We start from the raw sequence: 15,716 nt of genomic DNA on the forward strand, positions 1-15,716 counted from the left end.
ATTACCCCTTGGCTGCGACCCGGAAGCCATTTTCCAGATCGGCAATTAAATCTTCACAATCTTCAATACCGGTTGAGATACGCAGCAGCGTCTCAGAGATCCCGGCGGCGGCACGCGCTTCTGGTGCCATGCCTGCGTGCGTCATTGTTGCGGCGTGGGAGATTAAGCTTTCGACTCCCCCTAATGATTCCGCCAGCGTAAACAGTGACAACCCGCTCAGGAAGCGACGCAGCGTCTGCTCATCGCCATCCAGTTCGAAACTTAACATCGCGCCAAAACCCTTTTGTTGACGCGCAGCAATCTCGTGCCCCTGATTCTCCGGCAGCGACGGGTGATAAAGCTTCTTCACCAGCGGCTGGGTCTTCAGGAAATCGACAATCGCCTGGGCATTACGCTGCGCCACCTCCATACGCGGCGACAGGGTACGCAGCCCGCGTAACAACAGATAGCTGTCAAACGCACTGCCGGTGACGCCGATATTATTCGCCCACCATGCCAGTTCGGTGACAAGCTCCGGATCTTTAGCAATCACGACCCCGGCCACGACGTCAGAGTGGCCGTTCAGGTATTTGGTGCATGAATGCAATACCAGATCTGCTCCCAGCGCCAGCGGGTTCTGCAAGGCCGGACTGAGGAAGGTATTATCCACTACACTTATCGCTCCCGCATCCCTCGTAAGCTGACAAATTTTCGCAATATCCACCACGCGCAGCAGCGGGTTGCTTGGACTCTCGATTAAAACCAGCTTCGGTTTTTCTGCCAGCGCCTGTTTCAGCGCCTGCTCATCACCCTGATCGACAAACAGCACGCGATAGCAACCGCGCTTCGCCAGGCTGTCGAACAGACGGTAGCTGCCGCCGTAGCAGTCGTGCGGGGCCACCAGCAGATCGCCAGGCTTCAGGAACACGGTGGTCACCAGGTGGATAGCCGACATGCCGGTATTGGTCATCACCGCGCCTGCGCCGCCTTCCAGTTCCGCCAGCGCACGCTGGGTGACATCACGCGTCGGGTTGCCACGGCGCGAGTAGTCATGGGCGCGTGGTTCATTAAATCCGGTGAAGTTATAGGTACTGGAGAGATGAATCGGCGGGACAACGCAGCCGTACTGTTCGTCATCATTCAATCCGCTACGCACTGCGATGGTGGCCTGTTTACGCGTCATGGTGAAGGCTTCCTGGCTTAATGGATGAAAAGTCAGGCACCAGAGTAAACATTGATTATATGGACGTCAATACATCTGGACATCTAAACTTCTTTGCGTATAGATTGAGCAATACGCAAATAGCCGTTAAAATTACATGCTTTAGCGCATAACGCAGAGGCAATATCCGTGTCACGGTGGCGTCTCTACGGTAAACTACGCAAGATTATGGCGCGAAACCCTGCGAACCGCTGCGGTATCGGCCTCATATTAATGACAGAGAGGATTAAAGGTATCTCATGGCTGAATGGAGCGGCGAATATATCAGCCCATACGCTGAGCACGGTAAGAAGAGTGAACAAGTAAAAAAAATTACGGTTTCCATTCCTCTGAAGGTGTTAAAGATCCTCACCGATGAACGCACGCGTCGTCAGGTGAATAACCTGCGTCACGCTACCAACAGCGAACTGCTGTGCGAAGCGTTCCTGCACGCGTTTACCGGTCAACCGTTGCCGAACGATGAAGACCTGCGCAAAGAGCGTAGTGACGAAATTCCGGAAGAGGCGAAGGTGATCATGCGTGAGCTGGGTATCGACCCGGATACGTGGGAATACTGATTTACAGATATAAAAAAAGCGCCTTGCGGCGCTTTTTTTTCGGGATGCATCTTACTTGGAAGAGCCCGGGATGCTGAAACGCTTGTTGAAGCGGTCAACACGGCCACCGGTTGCAACGTCACGCTGCTTACCAGTGTAGAACGGGTGGCACTGGCCGCACACGTCCAGGTTCAGATCGTGGCCCACGGTAGAGCGGATCTGGATAGAGTTACCGCAAGAGCAGTTTGCAGTAATCATTTCGTATTTAGGATGGATATCTTTTTTCATGGGGAGAACCTCAGTTAAGGCCGCGTCGCTCTTCCAGCCCTAACGCCAGACACCACGCGATGTTGAATGTAAGTTCTTTGATGCAAAGTGCACCAAAGGCGGCGAATCATACAGAATTTAACCAGGGTATGCAAACTGATCCGCACGCCGTCTTTCACTAATGTGTATACTAACGCGCCACTTTTCAAGTCAGGAAGATTCGATGCCCGTTGCTCACGTTGCCCTGCCCGTTCCGCTTCCCCGTACCTTTGATTACCTGCTCCCGGACAGCATGCAGGCCAAAGCGGGCTGTCGCGTGACGGTGCCCTTTGGCAAACAGCAGCGGGTGGGCATTGTGGTCTCCGTGAGCGAGAAAAGCGAGCTGCCCCTCAATGAGCTGAAAAGCGTGGTGGAGGTGCTGGACGATGAGCCGGTGTTCTCGGATAGCGTCTGGCGCCTGCTGCTGTGGGCCGCCGACTACTATCACCATCCCATTGGCGACGTGCTGTTCCACGCCCTGCCCATTCTGCTGCGGCAGGGTAAAAGCGCCAGCCACGCGCCGATGTGGTACTGGTTTGCCACCGAGCAGGGGCAAGCGGTGGATATCAACAGCCTGAAACGCTCCCCAAAACAGCAGCAGGCGCTGGCGGCGTTACGCCAGGGCAGGATCTGGCGTCATCAGGTTGAAAGCCTCGATTTTAACGACGCGGCGCTGCAGAGCTTACGCAAAAAGGGGCTGAGCGAGCTGGCCTGCGAAGCCCCTGCGCTGGTCGACTGGCGCGACGGCTTTAGCGTGGCGGGTGATCGCCTGCGTCTTAATACCGAACAGGCCACCGCCGTCGGGGCGATCCACAGCGCCTCGGATCGCTTCTCGGCCTGGCTGCTGGCGGGCGTCACCGGCTCCGGTAAGACTGAAGTCTATCTGAGCGTGCTGGAAAACGTGCTGGCACAGGGCAAGCAGGCCCTGGTGATGGTGCCGGAAATCGGCCTGACCCCGCAGACCATCGCCCGTTTCCGCGAGCGGTTTAACGCCCCGGTCGAGGTGCTGCACTCCGGTTTAAACGACAGCGAACGCCTCAGCGCCTGGCTGAAAGCCCGAAATGGCGAAGCGGCGATCGTGATTGGCACCCGCTCGTCGCTGTTCACACCGTTCAAAAACCTGGGTGTGATCGTCATCGACGAAGAGCACGACAGCTCCTATAAACAGCAGGAAGGCTGGCGCTATCACGCCCGCGATCTGGCGGTGTACCGCGCCCACAGCGAGCAGATCCCGATTATCCTCGGCTCGGCCACCCCTGCGCTGGAGACGCTGCACAACGTGCGCCAGCGCAAATACCACATGCTGCGCCTGACGCGCCGGGCGGGGAATGCGCGCCCTGCCGTACAACATGTTCTCGATCTGAAAGGCCAGCAGGTGCAGGCGGGACTAGCCCCGGCGCTGATCGCCCGCATGCGCCAGCATCTGCAGGCCAACAACCAGGTGATCCTGTTTCTCAACCGGCGCGGTTTTGCCCCGGCGCTGCTTTGCCATGATTGCGGCTGGATAGCCGAATGCCCGCGCTGCGATCATTACTACACTCTGCATCAGGCCCAGCACCACCTGCGCTGTCACCACTGCGACAGCCAGCGGCCGATCCCGCGTCAGTGTCCGTCCTGCGGCTCGACGCATATGGTGCCGGTCGGGCTGGGCACCGAGCAGCTGGAACAGGCGTTAACCCCCTTCTTCCCCGGCGTGGCGATCTCGCGTATCGACCGCGACACCACCAGCCGCAAGGGGGCGCTTGAGCAGCAGCTGGCGGAAGTGCATCGCGGCGGAGCGCGGATCCTGATTGGCACCCAGATGCTGGCGAAAGGGCACCACTTCCCGGACGTGACGCTGGTGGCGCTGCTGGACGTTGACGGCGCGCTGTTCTCGGCGGATTTCCGCTCCGCAGAGCGCTTTGCCCAGCTCTATACCCAGGTGGCAGGCCGCGCCGGGCGTGCCGGCAAGCAGGGCGAAGTCGTGCTGCAAACTCACCATCCCGAGCATCCGCTGCTGCAAACCCTGTTGCATAAAGGCTATGACGCCTTTGCCGAGCAGGCGCTGGCCGAGCGCCAGACCCTGCAATTACCGCCCTGGACCAGCCATGTGATTATCCGCGCCGAGGATCACAACAACCAGCAGGCACCGCTGTTCCTCCAGCAGCTGCGCAATCTGCTGCAGGCCAGCCCGCTGGTGGATAATCAGCTGTGGATTTTAGGCCCGGTTCCGGCACTGGCACCGAAACGCGGCGGGCGCTACCGCTGGCAAATCCTGCTGCAACACCCGTCGCGGATCCGCCTGCAACATATCGTCAGCGGTACCCTGGCGTTAATTAACACGCTGCCGGAAGCGCGCAAAGTGAAGTGGGTGCTGGACGTCGATCCCATCGAAAGCTAAAAAATGGTGGGAGGCGGATCGAAAAATTCAACATGCCTCACACTTTTTATGAAAATTCTGTAACCGCTTCCATTCGCAATCTGATAAAACTGATTCAGTCAGAAGAGCGGTGATACGCCGGCGAGGAGAAGAGGTTGAAGTCCAGGAAAGAGGTCGCCTCAGCGACCATGAAAGATGTTGCCCTGAAAGCAAAAGTCTCAACGGCAACGGTATCCCGAGCCTTAATGAATCCCGATAAAGTCTCTCAGACCACACGCAATCGTGTTGAGCAGGCTGCGCTGGAGGTGGGTTATCTGCCCCAGGCGATGGGACGTAACGTCAAACGTAACGAATCCCGCACCATCCTGGTCATTGTGCCCGACATCTGCGATCCCTTTTTCAGCGAAATCATCCGCGGCATTGAAGTGACCGCCGCGGCCCAGGGTTACCTGGTGCTGATTGGCGACTGCGCCCACCAGAACCAGCAGGAAAAAACCTTCATCGACCTGATCATTACCAAGCAGATCGACGGCATGCTGCTGCTCGGTTCACGCCTGCCCTTCGATGCCAGCATTGAAGAGCAGCGCAACCTGCCGCCGATGGTGATGGCCAACGAGTTCGCCCCCGAGCTGGAACTGCCTACCGTTCACATTGATAACCTCACCGCTGCGTTCAACGCCGTGAACTATCTGCAGGAGCTGGGCCATAAACGCATCGGCTGCATCGCCGGGCCGGAAGAGATGCCGCTGTGTCATTATCGCCTGCAGGGCTACGTTCAGGCGCTGCGCCGCACCGGGGTGACGGTGGATCCACACTATATTGCCCGGGGCGACTTTACCTATGCCGCAGGCGGGCTGGCGCTGGAAAAACTGCTGTCGCTGCCACAGCCGCCGACCGCGGTGTTCTGTCACAGCGACGTGATGGCGCTCGGCGCACTCTCGTATGCGAAGCGGCACGGTCTGAATGTGCCGAAAGACCTCTCCATCATTGGCTTCGATAACATTTCCCTGTCTGAGTTTTGCGATCCGCCGCTCACAACCGTGGCGCAGCCTCGCTATGAGATTGGCCGGGAAGCGATGCTGCTGTTATTGGATCAACTCAACGGCCAGACGGTCAGCAGCGGTTCCCGTTTACTGGACTGCGAATTGATCGTTCGCGGCTCAACCCAGCCGCTAACGTAAAGCCGCCGCCTTTCAGACTTCCTCGACTGGTCAAAGGCCCGCCGCTTAAGTAACATGGCGGGCTGACAAACGAATAAATACAGCGAAACGATAGTGGCACAACGAGATTATGTACGTCGCGGCCAGCCGGCACCTTCGCGACGCAAAAAGAGTAGCTCACGGAGCCCGCAACGCAGCCTGCCTGCGGTCTCGCCTGCCATGGTCGCGATTGCAGCGGCGGTACTGGTGGCATTCATCGGCGGCCTCTGGTTCATTACGCACCATAAAAAAGAAGAAGCGGAAGCGCTGCAGGGCAATAAAGTTGTCGGCAATGGCTTACCACCGAAGCCGGAAGAGCGCTGGCGCTATATCAAAGAGCTTGAGAGCCGCCAGCCGGGCGTCCGCGCGCCGACAGAACCTTCTGCCGGTGGCGAGGTGGTGGATCCTACCCAGTTAACCAACGAACAGCGTCAGCTGCTGGCTCAGATGCAGGCCGATATGCGCCAGCAGCCTACCCAGCTCAACGAAGTGCCGTGGAATGAGCAGACGGCGGCGCAGCGCCAGCAAACGCTCCAGCGTCAACGTCAGGCGCAGCAACAAATTCAGCAGCAACAGCAACAACAGCAGTGGGCGCAGAGCCAGACGGTACAGCAGCCGAAAGCGCAGCCGCGGGTAACGGAACAGCCGTATCAGCAACCGCGTACCGCGCAGACGCAGCCGGTTCAGCAGCCTAAAGCGCAGCCGGCTAAGCAAAATCAGCCATATCAGGATCTGCTGCAGACCCCGGCGCATACCACCGCCCAGCAGCCGAAAGCCGCGCCGATCACCAAAGAGACAGAGGCGCCAAAGCAGACGGCTGCGAAGAAAGACGAACGCCGCTGGATGGTGCAGTGCGGCTCCTTTAAAGGCGCAGAGCAGGCAGAAACCGTGCGTGCGCAGCTGGCTTTTGAAGGCTTTGATTCACGCATCACCACCAACAACGGCTGGAATCGCGTGGTGATTGGCCCGGTCAAAGGTAAAGACAATGCCGATGGCACCATCTCTCGTCTGAAGATGGCAGGTCACACAAACTGCATTCGACTCGCTTCCGGGGGTTGAAACCCCCAAAATCCCCCCCATCTATCATTCTATTCAGCCCTGAGCACAGGCTCAGGGCTTCTGTTTCCCGATTCTGTAACCAGGGGGTCTGCTCGTGACAACAATAGTAAGTGTACGCCGTAACGGCCAGGTGGTGATTGCCGGTGATGGCCAGGCCACGCTGGGTAATACCGTCATGAAAGGCAACGTGAAAAAAGTGCGTCGTCTGTATAACGACAAAGTGATCGCCGGTTTTGCAGGCGGTACTGCTGACGCCTTCACGCTGTTTGAACTGTTTGAACGCAAACTGGAAATGCATCAGGGCCATCTGGTGAAAGCCGCCGTTGAGCTGGCGAAGGACTGGCGTACCGACCGCATGCTGCGCAAACTCGAAGCGCTGTTGGCGGTAGCCGATGAAAATGCCTCGCTGATCATCACCGGTAACGGTGACGTGGTCCAGCCAGAAAACGATCTGATTGCTATCGGTTCCGGCGGCCCGTACGCCCAGGCCGCCGCTCGCGCGCTGTTGGAAAACTCCGACCTGAGCGCGCGCGATATCGCTGTGAAGGCGTTGGATATTGCAGGTGATATCTGCATCTACACCAACCACTTCCACACCATCGAAGAATTGCCGTCTAAGGCGTAAGGATTTCTCATGTCTGAAATGACTCCACGCGAAATTGTCAGCGAACTGAACAAACACATCATCGGCCAGGATAACGCCAAGCGTTCCGTGGCGATCGCCCTGCGTAACCGCTGGCGTCGTATGCAGCTGGATGAAGTACTGCGCCATGAAGTAACGCCAAAAAACATTCTGATGATCGGCCCAACCGGTGTCGGTAAAACCGAGATCGCCCGTCGCCTGGCCAAACTGGCGAACGCGCCTTTTATCAAAGTTGAAGCGACGAAGTTCACCGAAGTGGGCTATGTCGGGAAAGAAGTGGACTCTATCATCCGCGATCTGACCGATTCCGCAATCAAAATGGTACGCGTCCAGTCCATCGAGAAAAACCGCTATCGCGCCGAAGAGATGGCGGAAGAGCGCGTGCTGGACGTCCTGATCCCACCGGCGAAAAACAACTGGGGCCAGGCAGAGCAACCTGCAGAGCCGTCTGCTGCACGCCAGGCATTCCGCAAAAAACTGCGCGAAGGCCAGCTGGATGACAAAGAGATTGAGATCGATCTCGCCGCCGCGCCGATGGGCGTGGAAATCATGTCCCCTCCGGGCATGGAAGAGATGACCAGCCAGCTCCAGTCCATGTTCCAGAACCTGGGCGGGCAGAAGCAGAAGCCGCGTAAGCTGAAAATCAAAGATGCGATGAAGCTGCTGATTGAAGAAGAAGCCGCAAAACTGGTGAACCCGGAAGAGCTGAAGCAGGACGCCATCGACGCTGTAGAGCAGCACGGCATCGTGTTTATCGATGAGATCGATAAAATCTGTAAGCGCGGTGAGTCCAACGGTCCGGACGTCTCCCGTGAAGGCGTACAGCGCGACCTGCTGCCGCTGGTTGAAGGCTGCACCGTCTCCACCAAGCACGGCATGGTGAAAACCGACCACATTCTGTTTATCGCCTCTGGCGCATTCCAGGTGGCCAAGCCGTCTGACCTGATCCCGGAACTGCAGGGTCGTCTGCCGATCCGCGTTGAATTGCAGGCGCTGACCACCGAAGACTTCGAGCGCATCCTGACCGAGCCGAACGCCTCTGTGACCGTACAGTACAAAGCGCTGATGGCGACCGAAGGCGTGAACATTGAGTTCACCGAAGACGGTATCAAGCGTATCGCCCAGGCGGCGTGGCAGGTTAACGAAACCACCGAAAACATCGGCGCACGTCGCCTGCACACCGTACTGGAACGCCTGATGGAAGACATCTCCTATGATGCAAGCGACCTGAATGGTCAAAGCATTACCATTGATGCCGACTATGTGAGTAAGCACCTTGATGCTTTAGTAGCAGATGAAGATCTGAGCCGTTTTATCTTATAATCGCGGTCATTGCATTTTCATCACTGATGATGGGGCTGAAAAGCCCCATTTTTATTGGCTAAACATCCTATGACTAAAATCAGCCGTACGCGTGCCTGGCTGGAAAGCCTGCGTCCTAAAACCCTTCCTCTCGCTTTCGCCGCCATTGTGGTGGGCACAGCCCTGGCGTGGTGGCAGGGACATTTCGACCCTCTGGTGGCTGCGCTGGCGCTGATCACCGCCGGGCTCCTGCAAATCCTCTCTAACCTCGCCAACGACTATGGCGATGCCGTTAAGGGCAGCGATAAACCCGACCGTATCGGGCCTTTGCGCGGGATGCAGAAAGGGGTGATCACTCAGGCGCAGATGAAGCGGGCGCTGATTATCACCGTGGTGCTGATTTGTCTCTCCGGGATTGCGCTGGTGCTGGTGGCCTGTAAAACCCCTGCGGATGCGGTTGGCTTCCTCGTGCTCGGCCTGCTGGCGATTGTTGCGGCGATAACCTATACCGTCGGCACCCGCCCTTACGGATACATCGGGCTGGGCGACATTTCGGTGCTGGTGTTCTTCGGCTGGCTGAGCGTGATGGGCAGTTGGTATCTGCAGGCACATACCCTGATCCCGGCCCTGTTCCTGCCGGCCACCGCCTGCGGCATGCTGGCGACGGCGGTGCTCAACATTAACAACCTGCGCGATATCGACAGCGATCGACTGAACGGGAAAAACACCCTGGCGGTCCGTCTGGGGCCGGTAAATGCGCGCCGCTACCATGCCTGCCTGCTAATGGGCGCCCTGCTCTGTCTGGCGTTGTTTAACCTGCTTTCCCTGCACAGCCTGTGGGGCTGGCTGTTTGTGCTCGCCACGCCGCTGCTGGTCAAACAGGCGCGGTACGTGATCCGCGAACAGAGCGCCTCGGCCATGCCGCCAATGCTGGAACGCACGGTAAAAGGGGCACTGCTTACTAACCTGTTGTTCGTGGTGGGAATAGTGCTCAGCCAGACGCTGAGCTAGCTGACAAATATCAATTAACAATTGATGATTTTGCCAACAATGCGTTTCGCGCGATATACTGAAATCACTCGCAGCAACTGAACCTTAAGCCTATGAAATACGATACCTCTGAGCTTTGTGACATCTACCAGGAAGATATCAACGTCGTAGAACCGCTGTTTTCCAACTTTGGAGGACGGTCATCGTTTGGCGGACAGATCATCACGGTGAAATGTTTTGAGGACAACGGGTTGCTGTACGATCTGCTCGAACAGAACGGCCGTGGTCGCATTCTGCTGATTGACGGCGGCGGCTCCGTGCGTCGCGCATTAATCGATGCAGAACTTGCCCGTCTCGCCACGCAAAACGAGTGGGAAGGCATGGTGGTGTATGGCGCAGTGCGCCAGGTGGACGACCTTGAAGAGCTGGACATCGGCATTCAGGCAATTGCTGCTATTCCGGTGGGTGCCGCAGGTGAAGGCATTGGCGAAAGCGACGTCCGCGTCAATTTCGGCGGAGTGACGTTCTTCTCCGGCGACCATCTGTATGCCGATAATACCGGTATTATCCTGTCGGAAGATCCGCTGGATATTGAGTAACAAAAAGCCGGGTGGCGGCTTCGCCTTACCCGGCCTACAAATTCTACTCTGCCTTTTGCAGAAACAAAAAAAGCATCCTCAGGATGCTTTTTTATGTCGAAAGAAAATCACACTTCTTCCATACGTCCCAGCAGGGCGTGCAGACGATCCTGCCAGCCGGTCTGCTGTTCGCGCAGATGGTGGTTTTCACGCTCCAGCTCTTCACGACCTTGCTGAGCAGTCTGAATTTCCTGCGACAGCGCGTTGTTTTTTTCTTTCAGCTCTTCGATTTCCATCTGCAGCAGGGTGATGGTATCAATCGCCTGCTGTACTTTGGATTCCAGTTTCTCAAACACTTCTAAAGACATAATCCTACCTCTCCTGAATTTGCAAGGCGACGCTTTGACGTAAACGCGCACAACACCTGGTGTCGATTGTATGGAGCCCCGCCCTCCCTGTCCAGCGGCAGACCGCGCAGATTGCGGTTTGCAACACTTTTCAGCCTCCTCCTGGTGCGTTCGCATCATATACCCCTAAATTGTTAACACTTTAGTTAATGGAATGCTTCAGCCCGCCTCCGCGTATAAACGCTAACGCACACTTAATGGCGCGTTATCGCTCATTTTGTTGACGCGGCACACACATTTTAAGTTCGATATTTCTCGTTTTTGCTCGTTAACGATAAATTAACACTGTGTCTACAGGACATCGTGGCAAGAGTAACGATCGCCGCGATGACAATAACCATTAATTTTCTGTCAGGATCCGATTATGAGTGAAACATCAACCTTGAAAGGCCAGTGCATCGCAGAGTTCCTGGGTACTGGGTTGTTGATTTTCTTTGGCGTAGGATGCGTGGCGGCGCTGAAAGTAGCGGGCGCCAGCTTTGGGCAGTGGGAAATCAGCATCATCTGGGGTCTGGGCGTGGCGATGGCCATCTACCTGACGGCGGGTGTTTCAGGTGCCCATCTTAACCCTGCGGTTACCATCGCGCTGTGGCTGTTTGCTTGCTTCGATAAACGCAAGGTTGTGCCCTTTATTGTGGCGCAGTTTGCCGGTGCCTTTTGTGCAGCGGCGTTAGTTTACGGGCTCTATTACAATCTGTTTATCGACTTCGAACAGACGCACCAGATGGTGCGTGGCAGTACCGAGAGCCTCGAGCTGGCCGGCATCTTCTCAACCTATCCGAACCCGCATATTAACTTTGTGCAGGCCTTCGCGGTGGAGATGGTGATCACCGCTATCTTGATGGGCGTCATCATGGCGCTGGGTGATGACGGCAACGGCATTCCACGCGGCCCGCTGGCACCGCTGCTGATTGGTTTACTGATTGCGGTCATCGGCGCATCGATGGGACCACTGACCGGCTTCGCCATGAACCCGGCACGTGACCTGGGGCCGAAGACCTTTGCCTTCTTCGCGGGCTGGGGCAACGTGGCCTTTACCGGTGCGAAAGATATTCCCTACTTCCTGGTGCCGCTGTTCGGCCCGATCGTTGGGGCATCGCTGGGCGCATTCGGCTATCGTAAGCTGATTGGACGCCATCTGCCGTGCGACACCTGTGTGGTTGAGGAGAAAAAAAGCCTCTCCCCGACTGAATCAAAAGCTTCGCTGTAATCTGACTACGGGACTCATAAAATGACCGACAAAAAATATATCGTTGCGCTCGACCAGGGCACGACCAGCTCCCGCGCTGTCGTTATGGATCATGACGCGAACATTGTCAGCGTGTCACAGCGCGAATTCGAGCAAATCTATCCTAAGCCAGGCTGGGTTGAACACGACCCGATGGAAATCTGGGCCTCGCAAAGCTCGACGCTGGTTGAAGTGCTGGCGAAAGCCGATATCAGTTCCGACGAGATTGCGGCCATTGGCATCACCAACCAGCGTGAAACGGCCATCGTCTGGGAACGCGAAACCGGTAAACCGATTTATAACGCCATCGTCTGGCAGTGTCGCCGTACCGCGGATATCTGCGAGAAGCTCAAGCGTGACGGCATGGAAGAGTACGTGCGCAGCGCCACCGGCCTGGTGGTGGACCCGTATTTCTCCGGCACCAAGGTGAAGTGGATCCTCGACCATGTGGAAGGCTCTCGCGAGCGTGCCAAACGTGGTGAACTGCTGTTCGGCACGGTGGATACCTGGCTTATCTGGAAGATGACTCAGGGACGCGTCCACGTTACCGACTACACCAACGCCTCGCGCACTATGCTGTTCAACATCCACGATCTGGACTGGGATGACAAAATGCTGGACGCGCTGGATATCCCGCGTGCCATGCTGCCGCAGGTGCGAAAGTCCTCTGAAGTGTACGGCCAGACCAACATCGGCGGTAAAGGCGGCACCCGTATTCCGATTGCCGGGATCGCCGGGGACCAGCAGGCGGCGCTGTTTGGCCAGCTGTGCGTGAAAGAAGGGATGGCGAAAAACACCTACGGCACCGGCTGCTTTATGCTGATGAACACCGGCGAGAAAGCGGTGAAATCAGAGCATGGCCTGCTGACCACTATCGCCTGCGGCCCTCGCGGAGAGGTGAACTACGCCCTCGAAGGCGCGGTGTTTATGGCCGGAGCCTCTATCCAGTGGCTGCGCGATGAGATGAAGCTTATCAGCGACGCTTTCGACTCGGAGTATTTCGCTACTAAAGTGAAAGACACCAACGGGGTGTACGTCGTACCGGCCTTTACCGGGCTGGGCGCGCCGTACTGGGATCCCTATGCTCGCGGGGCGATTTTCGGCCTGACGCGTGGGGTGAACTCGAACCACATCATTCGCGCCACGCTGGAGTCAATTGCCTATCAGACCCGCGACGTGCTGGAAGCGATGCAGGCCGACTCCGGCATTCGTCTCCACGCCCTGCGCGTGGACGGCGGCGCGGTGGCTAACAATTTCCTGATGCAGTTCCAGTCCGACATTCTGGGCACCCGCGTGGAGCGTCCGGAAGTGCGTGAAGTGACGGCGCTGGGGGCGGCTTACCTTGCCGGTCTGGCGGTCGGCTTCTGGCAGAACCTGGACGAGCTGCAGGAGAAAGCGGTCATCGAACGCGAATTCCGCCCGGGCATCGAAACCACCGAGCGTAACTTCCGCTACAGCGGCTGGAAGAAAGCCGTGAAACGCGCGCTGGCGTGGGAAGATCACGACGAGTCGTAATCCACTTCACATTCCCTCTCCCTTTGGGGAGAGGGGTCCTCAGCCCGCACCCCACCCCACTCTGTGATAAACTTCGTGCAATTCCTTTTGACCGCACGAGTACCCAATGAAACGTGAACTTGCTATCGAATTTTCCCGCGTGACCGAAGCCGCCGCTCTGGCGGGCTACAAGTGGCTTGGCCGTGGCGACAAAAATATCGCCGACGGTGCAGCCGTCCATGCCATGCGCATTATGCTTAACCAGGTCAATATCGACGGCACCATCGTGATTGGTGAAGGCGAAATCGACGAAGCGCCAATGCTGTTTATCGGTGAAAAAGTCGGGACCGGCAAGGGAGACGCGGTGGATATCGCCGTCGACCCGATTGAAGGCACCCGCATGACCGCCATGGGTCAGGCTAACGCCCTGGCCGTACTGGCCGTGGGCGACAAAGGCACCTTCCTCAACGCGCCTGATATGTATATGGAGAAGCTGATTGTCGGGCCGGGCGCCAAAGGGGTTATCGACCTCAACCTGCCGCTGGCGGACAACCTGCGTAACATCGCCGCCGCGCTCAATAAACCGCTGAGCGAACTGACGGTCACCATCCTGGCCAAACCGCGTCATGATGTCACCATCGCCCATATGCAGCAGCTGGGCGTGCGCGTCTTTGCTATTCCCGATGGCGACGTGGCAGCCTCCATCCTTACCTGCATGCCGGACAGCGAAGTGGACGTGCTGTACGGCATCGGCGGCGCGCCGGAAGGGGTGGTTTCTGCCGCAGTGATCCGCGCCCTCGACGGTGACATGCAGGGTCGTCTGCTGGCCCGCCATGAAGTGAAAGGCGACAGCGAAGAGAACCGCCGTATCGGTGAACAGGAGCTAGCCCGCTGCGCCGCGATGGGCATCGAGGCCAATACCGTGCTGCGTCTGGATGATATGGCGCGCAACGATAACGTCGTCTTCTCGGCCACCGGTATCACCAAAGGCGATCTGCTGGACGGCATCACCCGCAAAGGCAATATGGCGACCACCGAAACGCTGCTGATCCGCGGTAAATCACGCACCATTCGCCGCATCCAGTCGATTCACTATCTCGACCGCAAAGATCCCGACGTGCAGACTCACATTCTGTAAAACCGTTTGATCAATTGAGCTTTCCGGCCTGCACGGGCTGGAAATCTCTCCCTCAGGTAAGGAAGATAGAACCCGAGATCAGTACAGGAGAACATCATGGCAGACTGGGTAACAGGTAAAGTCAAAAAGGTAGAGTTCTGGACCGATGCGCTATTTAGTCTTACCGTCAATGCGCCCATCCATCCCTTCACGGCCGGACAATTCGCCAAGCTGGGGCTGGAAATCGACGGTGAACGCGTGCAGCGCGCCTACTCCTATGTCAACCCGCCGGATAACCCGGATCTCGAGTTCTATCTTGTCACCGTTCCCGATGGCAAACTCAGCCCGCGCCTGGCGGCCCTCAAACCCGGTGACGAGATCCAGATAGTCAGCGAAGCCGCAGGCTTCTTCGTGCTGGATGAAGTGCCGGACTGCGACACCCTGTGGATGCTGGCGACCGGTACCGCCATCGGCCCGTACCTTTCGATCCTGCAATACGGGAAAGACCTGGAGCGTTTTAAAAATATCGTGCTGGTGCATGCCGCACGCTATGCCGCAGACCTGAGCTACCTGCCGCAGATGCTGGAGTTGCAGCAACGCTATGAAGGGAAAGTGAAAATTCAGACGGTGGTGAGCCGTGAAACGGTGGCGGGCTCACTGACCGGCCGCGTGCCGGCCCTGATTGAAAGCGGTGAACTGGAAGCTGCGGTTGGCCTGCCGATGACGGCCGAAAGCAGCCATGTCATGCTGTGCGGCAACCCGCAGATGGTGCGCGACACCCAACAGCTGCTGAAAGAGACCCGGCAGATGACCAAACATTTACGCCGCCGTCCGGGCCATATGACTGCAGAACACTACTGGTAATTAGCGGTACTTTACGTCGATCGTATCTTTACCGTATTTATTCTCGCCCTGGGTGCCCACGAACGCGCCCAGGTCGACAATAATCATCACAAAAATAATGGTAGGGATCAGCCTGCCAACCGCCCACGGCAGCATGGAGGGCAGCATCGACCAGTTGCCTGCCAACAGCATCCACGCCAGCACCACCAGCAGCGACCACAGCCCCGAGCGGCCACGATCGTGCAGACGTTTCACTAACACCGCCGCGGTCGGCCACAGCAGCGAAACCAGCGCGAATGCCGCCGTCTGGGTATTCAGCCACGCGTTATTCGCAAAAATAAACAGACCCAGCATGGCGACAATCCATACGCCAATCCAGATCCAGAAATCACGGCGTCCAATACGCCCTTTGAATGAAAACAACCACTGCTGTATGGTCATGTCAGGTTCCTTA

General features: G+C 57.3%; 16 protein-coding genes. 12 read left to right on the plus strand and 4 right to left on the minus strand.

What is annotated here, in order from left to right; genetic code table 11:
* Position 1 precedes the first annotated feature (1 nt).
* Positions 2–1,162, minus strand: a complete 1,161-nt coding sequence (gene metB, locus ACP4QI_RS21760) for a cystathionine gamma-synthase (protein WP_142487560.1) — start codon at positions 1,160–1,162, stop codon at positions 2–4.
* Positions 1,163–1,440: 278 nt separating this feature from the next.
* On the opposite strand from metB, the gene metJ reads away from it, so the two are divergent.
* Complete coding sequence (metJ, locus tag ACP4QI_RS21765; protein WP_007369220.1) at positions 1,441–1,758, plus strand: met regulon transcriptional regulator MetJ; 318 nt, start codon at positions 1,441–1,443, stop codon at positions 1,756–1,758.
* A gap of 51 nt (positions 1,759–1,809) precedes the next feature.
* On the opposite strand, the gene rpmE is transcribed toward metJ, so the two are convergent.
* Entirely contained in the window at positions 1,810–2,025 is a 216-nt protein-coding gene (gene rpmE, locus ACP4QI_RS21770; RefSeq protein WP_039032122.1) for a 50S ribosomal protein L31, read from the minus strand.
* A 202-nt stretch (positions 2,026–2,227) separates the two neighbouring features.
* On the opposite strand from rpmE, the gene priA reads away from it, so the two are divergent.
* The 7 genes from priA to rraA all read left to right on the plus strand — a co-directional run bounded on the left by priA (position 2,228) and on the right by rraA (position 10,194).
* Positions 2,228–4,423, plus strand: a complete 2,196-nt coding sequence (gene priA, locus ACP4QI_RS21775; RefSeq protein ID WP_142487561.1) for a primosomal protein N' — start codon at positions 2,228–2,230, stop codon at positions 4,421–4,423.
* A gap of 134 nt (positions 4,424–4,557) precedes the next feature.
* Positions 4,558–5,583 carry a DNA-binding transcriptional regulator CytR gene (cytR, locus tag ACP4QI_RS21780; protein ID WP_285131234.1) on the plus strand — a complete coding sequence of 342 codons (1,026 nt, stop codon included), beginning with the start codon at positions 4,558–4,560 and terminating at the stop codon, positions 5,581–5,583.
* A gap of 93 nt (positions 5,584–5,676) precedes the next feature.
* Positions 5,677–6,660, plus strand: coding sequence for a cell division protein FtsN (gene ftsN / locus ACP4QI_RS21785; protein WP_426495964.1), 984 nt, complete (start codon positions 5,677–5,679; stop codon positions 6,658–6,660).
* Between the two features lie 94 nt (positions 6,661–6,754).
* Entirely contained in the window at positions 6,755–7,285 is a 531-nt protein-coding gene (gene hslV, locus ACP4QI_RS21790; RefSeq protein WP_039032126.1) for an ATP-dependent protease subunit HslV, read from the plus strand.
* Between the two features lie 9 nt (positions 7,286–7,294).
* Positions 7,295–8,626: an HslU--HslV peptidase ATPase subunit gene (gene hslU, locus ACP4QI_RS21795; RefSeq protein WP_142487564.1), complete on the plus strand. Its 1,332-nt coding sequence runs from the start codon at positions 7,295–7,297 to the stop codon at positions 8,624–8,626.
* A gap of 69 nt (positions 8,627–8,695) precedes the next feature.
* Positions 8,696–9,616 (plus strand): 1,4-dihydroxy-2-naphthoate polyprenyltransferase, encoded by a 921-nt coding sequence (menA, locus tag ACP4QI_RS21800; RefSeq protein ID WP_426495963.1) that lies wholly within the window; start codon positions 8,696–8,698, stop codon positions 9,614–9,616.
* Positions 9,617–9,708: 92 nt separating this feature from the next.
* On the plus strand, positions 9,709–10,194 hold the full coding sequence (gene rraA, locus ACP4QI_RS21805; protein WP_142487566.1) for a ribonuclease E activity regulator RraA: 486 nt from the start codon (positions 9,709–9,711) through the stop codon (positions 10,192–10,194).
* 107 nt (positions 10,195–10,301) lie between these two features.
* On the opposite strand, the gene zapB is transcribed toward rraA, so the two are convergent.
* Positions 10,302–10,541: a septal ring assembly protein ZapB gene (zapB, locus tag ACP4QI_RS21810; protein WP_142487567.1), complete on the minus strand. Its 240-nt coding sequence runs from the start codon at positions 10,539–10,541 to the stop codon at positions 10,302–10,304.
* Positions 10,542–10,944: 403 nt separating this feature from the next.
* Between zapB and ACP4QI_RS21815 the strand changes: the two genes are divergently transcribed.
* From ACP4QI_RS21815 to fpr, 4 genes are all read left to right on the plus strand, one after another.
* On the plus strand, positions 10,945–11,790 hold the full coding sequence (locus ACP4QI_RS21815; protein WP_285129244.1) for an MIP/aquaporin family protein: 846 nt from the start codon (positions 10,945–10,947) through the stop codon (positions 11,788–11,790).
* 21 nt (positions 11,791–11,811) lie between these two features.
* A complete protein-coding gene (gene glpK / locus ACP4QI_RS21820) occupies positions 11,812–13,323 on the plus strand; it encodes a glycerol kinase GlpK (protein WP_142487569.1) in 1,512 nt (503 codons plus the stop codon).
* Positions 13,324–13,429: 106 nt separating this feature from the next.
* Positions 13,430–14,440 (plus strand): class II fructose-bisphosphatase, encoded by a 1,011-nt coding sequence (gene glpX, locus ACP4QI_RS21825; protein WP_142487570.1) that lies wholly within the window; start codon positions 13,430–13,432, stop codon positions 14,438–14,440.
* Positions 14,441–14,536: 96 nt separating this feature from the next.
* The gene (gene fpr, locus ACP4QI_RS21830) at positions 14,537–15,283 is read left to right on the plus strand and encodes a ferredoxin--NADP(+) reductase (protein WP_142487571.1); all 747 of its coding nucleotides are present in this window, start codon (positions 14,537–14,539) and stop codon (positions 15,281–15,283) included.
* Here the strand turns inward: fpr and ACP4QI_RS21835 are convergent, their stop codons facing one another.
* Positions 15,284–15,703, minus strand: a complete 420-nt coding sequence (locus ACP4QI_RS21835; RefSeq protein ID WP_142487572.1) for a DUF805 domain-containing protein — start codon at positions 15,701–15,703, stop codon at positions 15,284–15,286. It lies immediately after the preceding gene.
* Positions 15,704–15,716 lie beyond the last annotated feature (13 nt).

It is taken from the genome of Leclercia sp. TB492, from assembly GCF_049974505.2.
Classification (GTDB): Bacteria; Pseudomonadota; Gammaproteobacteria; order Enterobacterales; family Enterobacteriaceae; genus Enterobacter; species Enterobacter adecarboxylatus_C.

Excerpts from the sequence above, each read along its gene's own strand:
- metB (WP_142487560.1), bottom strand. The coding sequence starts at position 1,162 with ATGACGCGTAAACAGGCCACCATCGCAGTGCGTAGCGGATTGAATGAT.
- hslU (WP_142487564.1), top strand. The coding sequence starts at position 7,295 with ATGTCTGAAATGACTCCACGCGAAATTGTCAGCGAACTGAACAAACAC.
- ACP4QI_RS21815 (WP_285129244.1), top strand. The coding sequence starts at position 10,945 with ATGAGTGAAACATCAACCTTGAAAGGCCAGTGCATCGCAGAGTTCCTG.
- priA (WP_142487561.1), top strand. The coding sequence starts at position 2,228 with ATGCCCGTTGCTCACGTTGCCCTGCCCGTTCCGCTTCCCCGTACCTTT.
- glpK (WP_142487569.1), top strand. The coding sequence starts at position 11,812 with ATGACCGACAAAAAATATATCGTTGCGCTCGACCAGGGCACGACCAGC.
- metJ (WP_007369220.1), top strand. The coding sequence starts at position 1,441 with ATGGCTGAATGGAGCGGCGAATATATCAGCCCATACGCTGAGCACGGT.
- fpr (WP_142487571.1), top strand. The coding sequence starts at position 14,537 with ATGGCAGACTGGGTAACAGGTAAAGTCAAAAAGGTAGAGTTCTGGACC.
- rraA (WP_142487566.1), top strand. The coding sequence starts at position 9,709 with ATGAAATACGATACCTCTGAGCTTTGTGACATCTACCAGGAAGATATC.
- glpX (WP_142487570.1), top strand. The coding sequence starts at position 13,430 with ATGAAACGTGAACTTGCTATCGAATTTTCCCGCGTGACCGAAGCCGCC.
- menA (WP_426495963.1), top strand. The coding sequence starts at position 8,696 with ATGACTAAAATCAGCCGTACGCGTGCCTGGCTGGAAAGCCTGCGTCCT.
- rpmE (WP_039032122.1), bottom strand. The coding sequence starts at position 2,025 with ATGAAAAAAGATATCCATCCTAAATACGAAATGATTACTGCAAACTGC.
- ACP4QI_RS21835 (WP_142487572.1), bottom strand. The coding sequence starts at position 15,703 with ATGACCATACAGCAGTGGTTGTTTTCATTCAAAGGGCGTATTGGACGC.
- zapB (WP_142487567.1), bottom strand. The coding sequence starts at position 10,541 with ATGTCTTTAGAAGTGTTTGAGAAACTGGAATCCAAAGTACAGCAGGCG.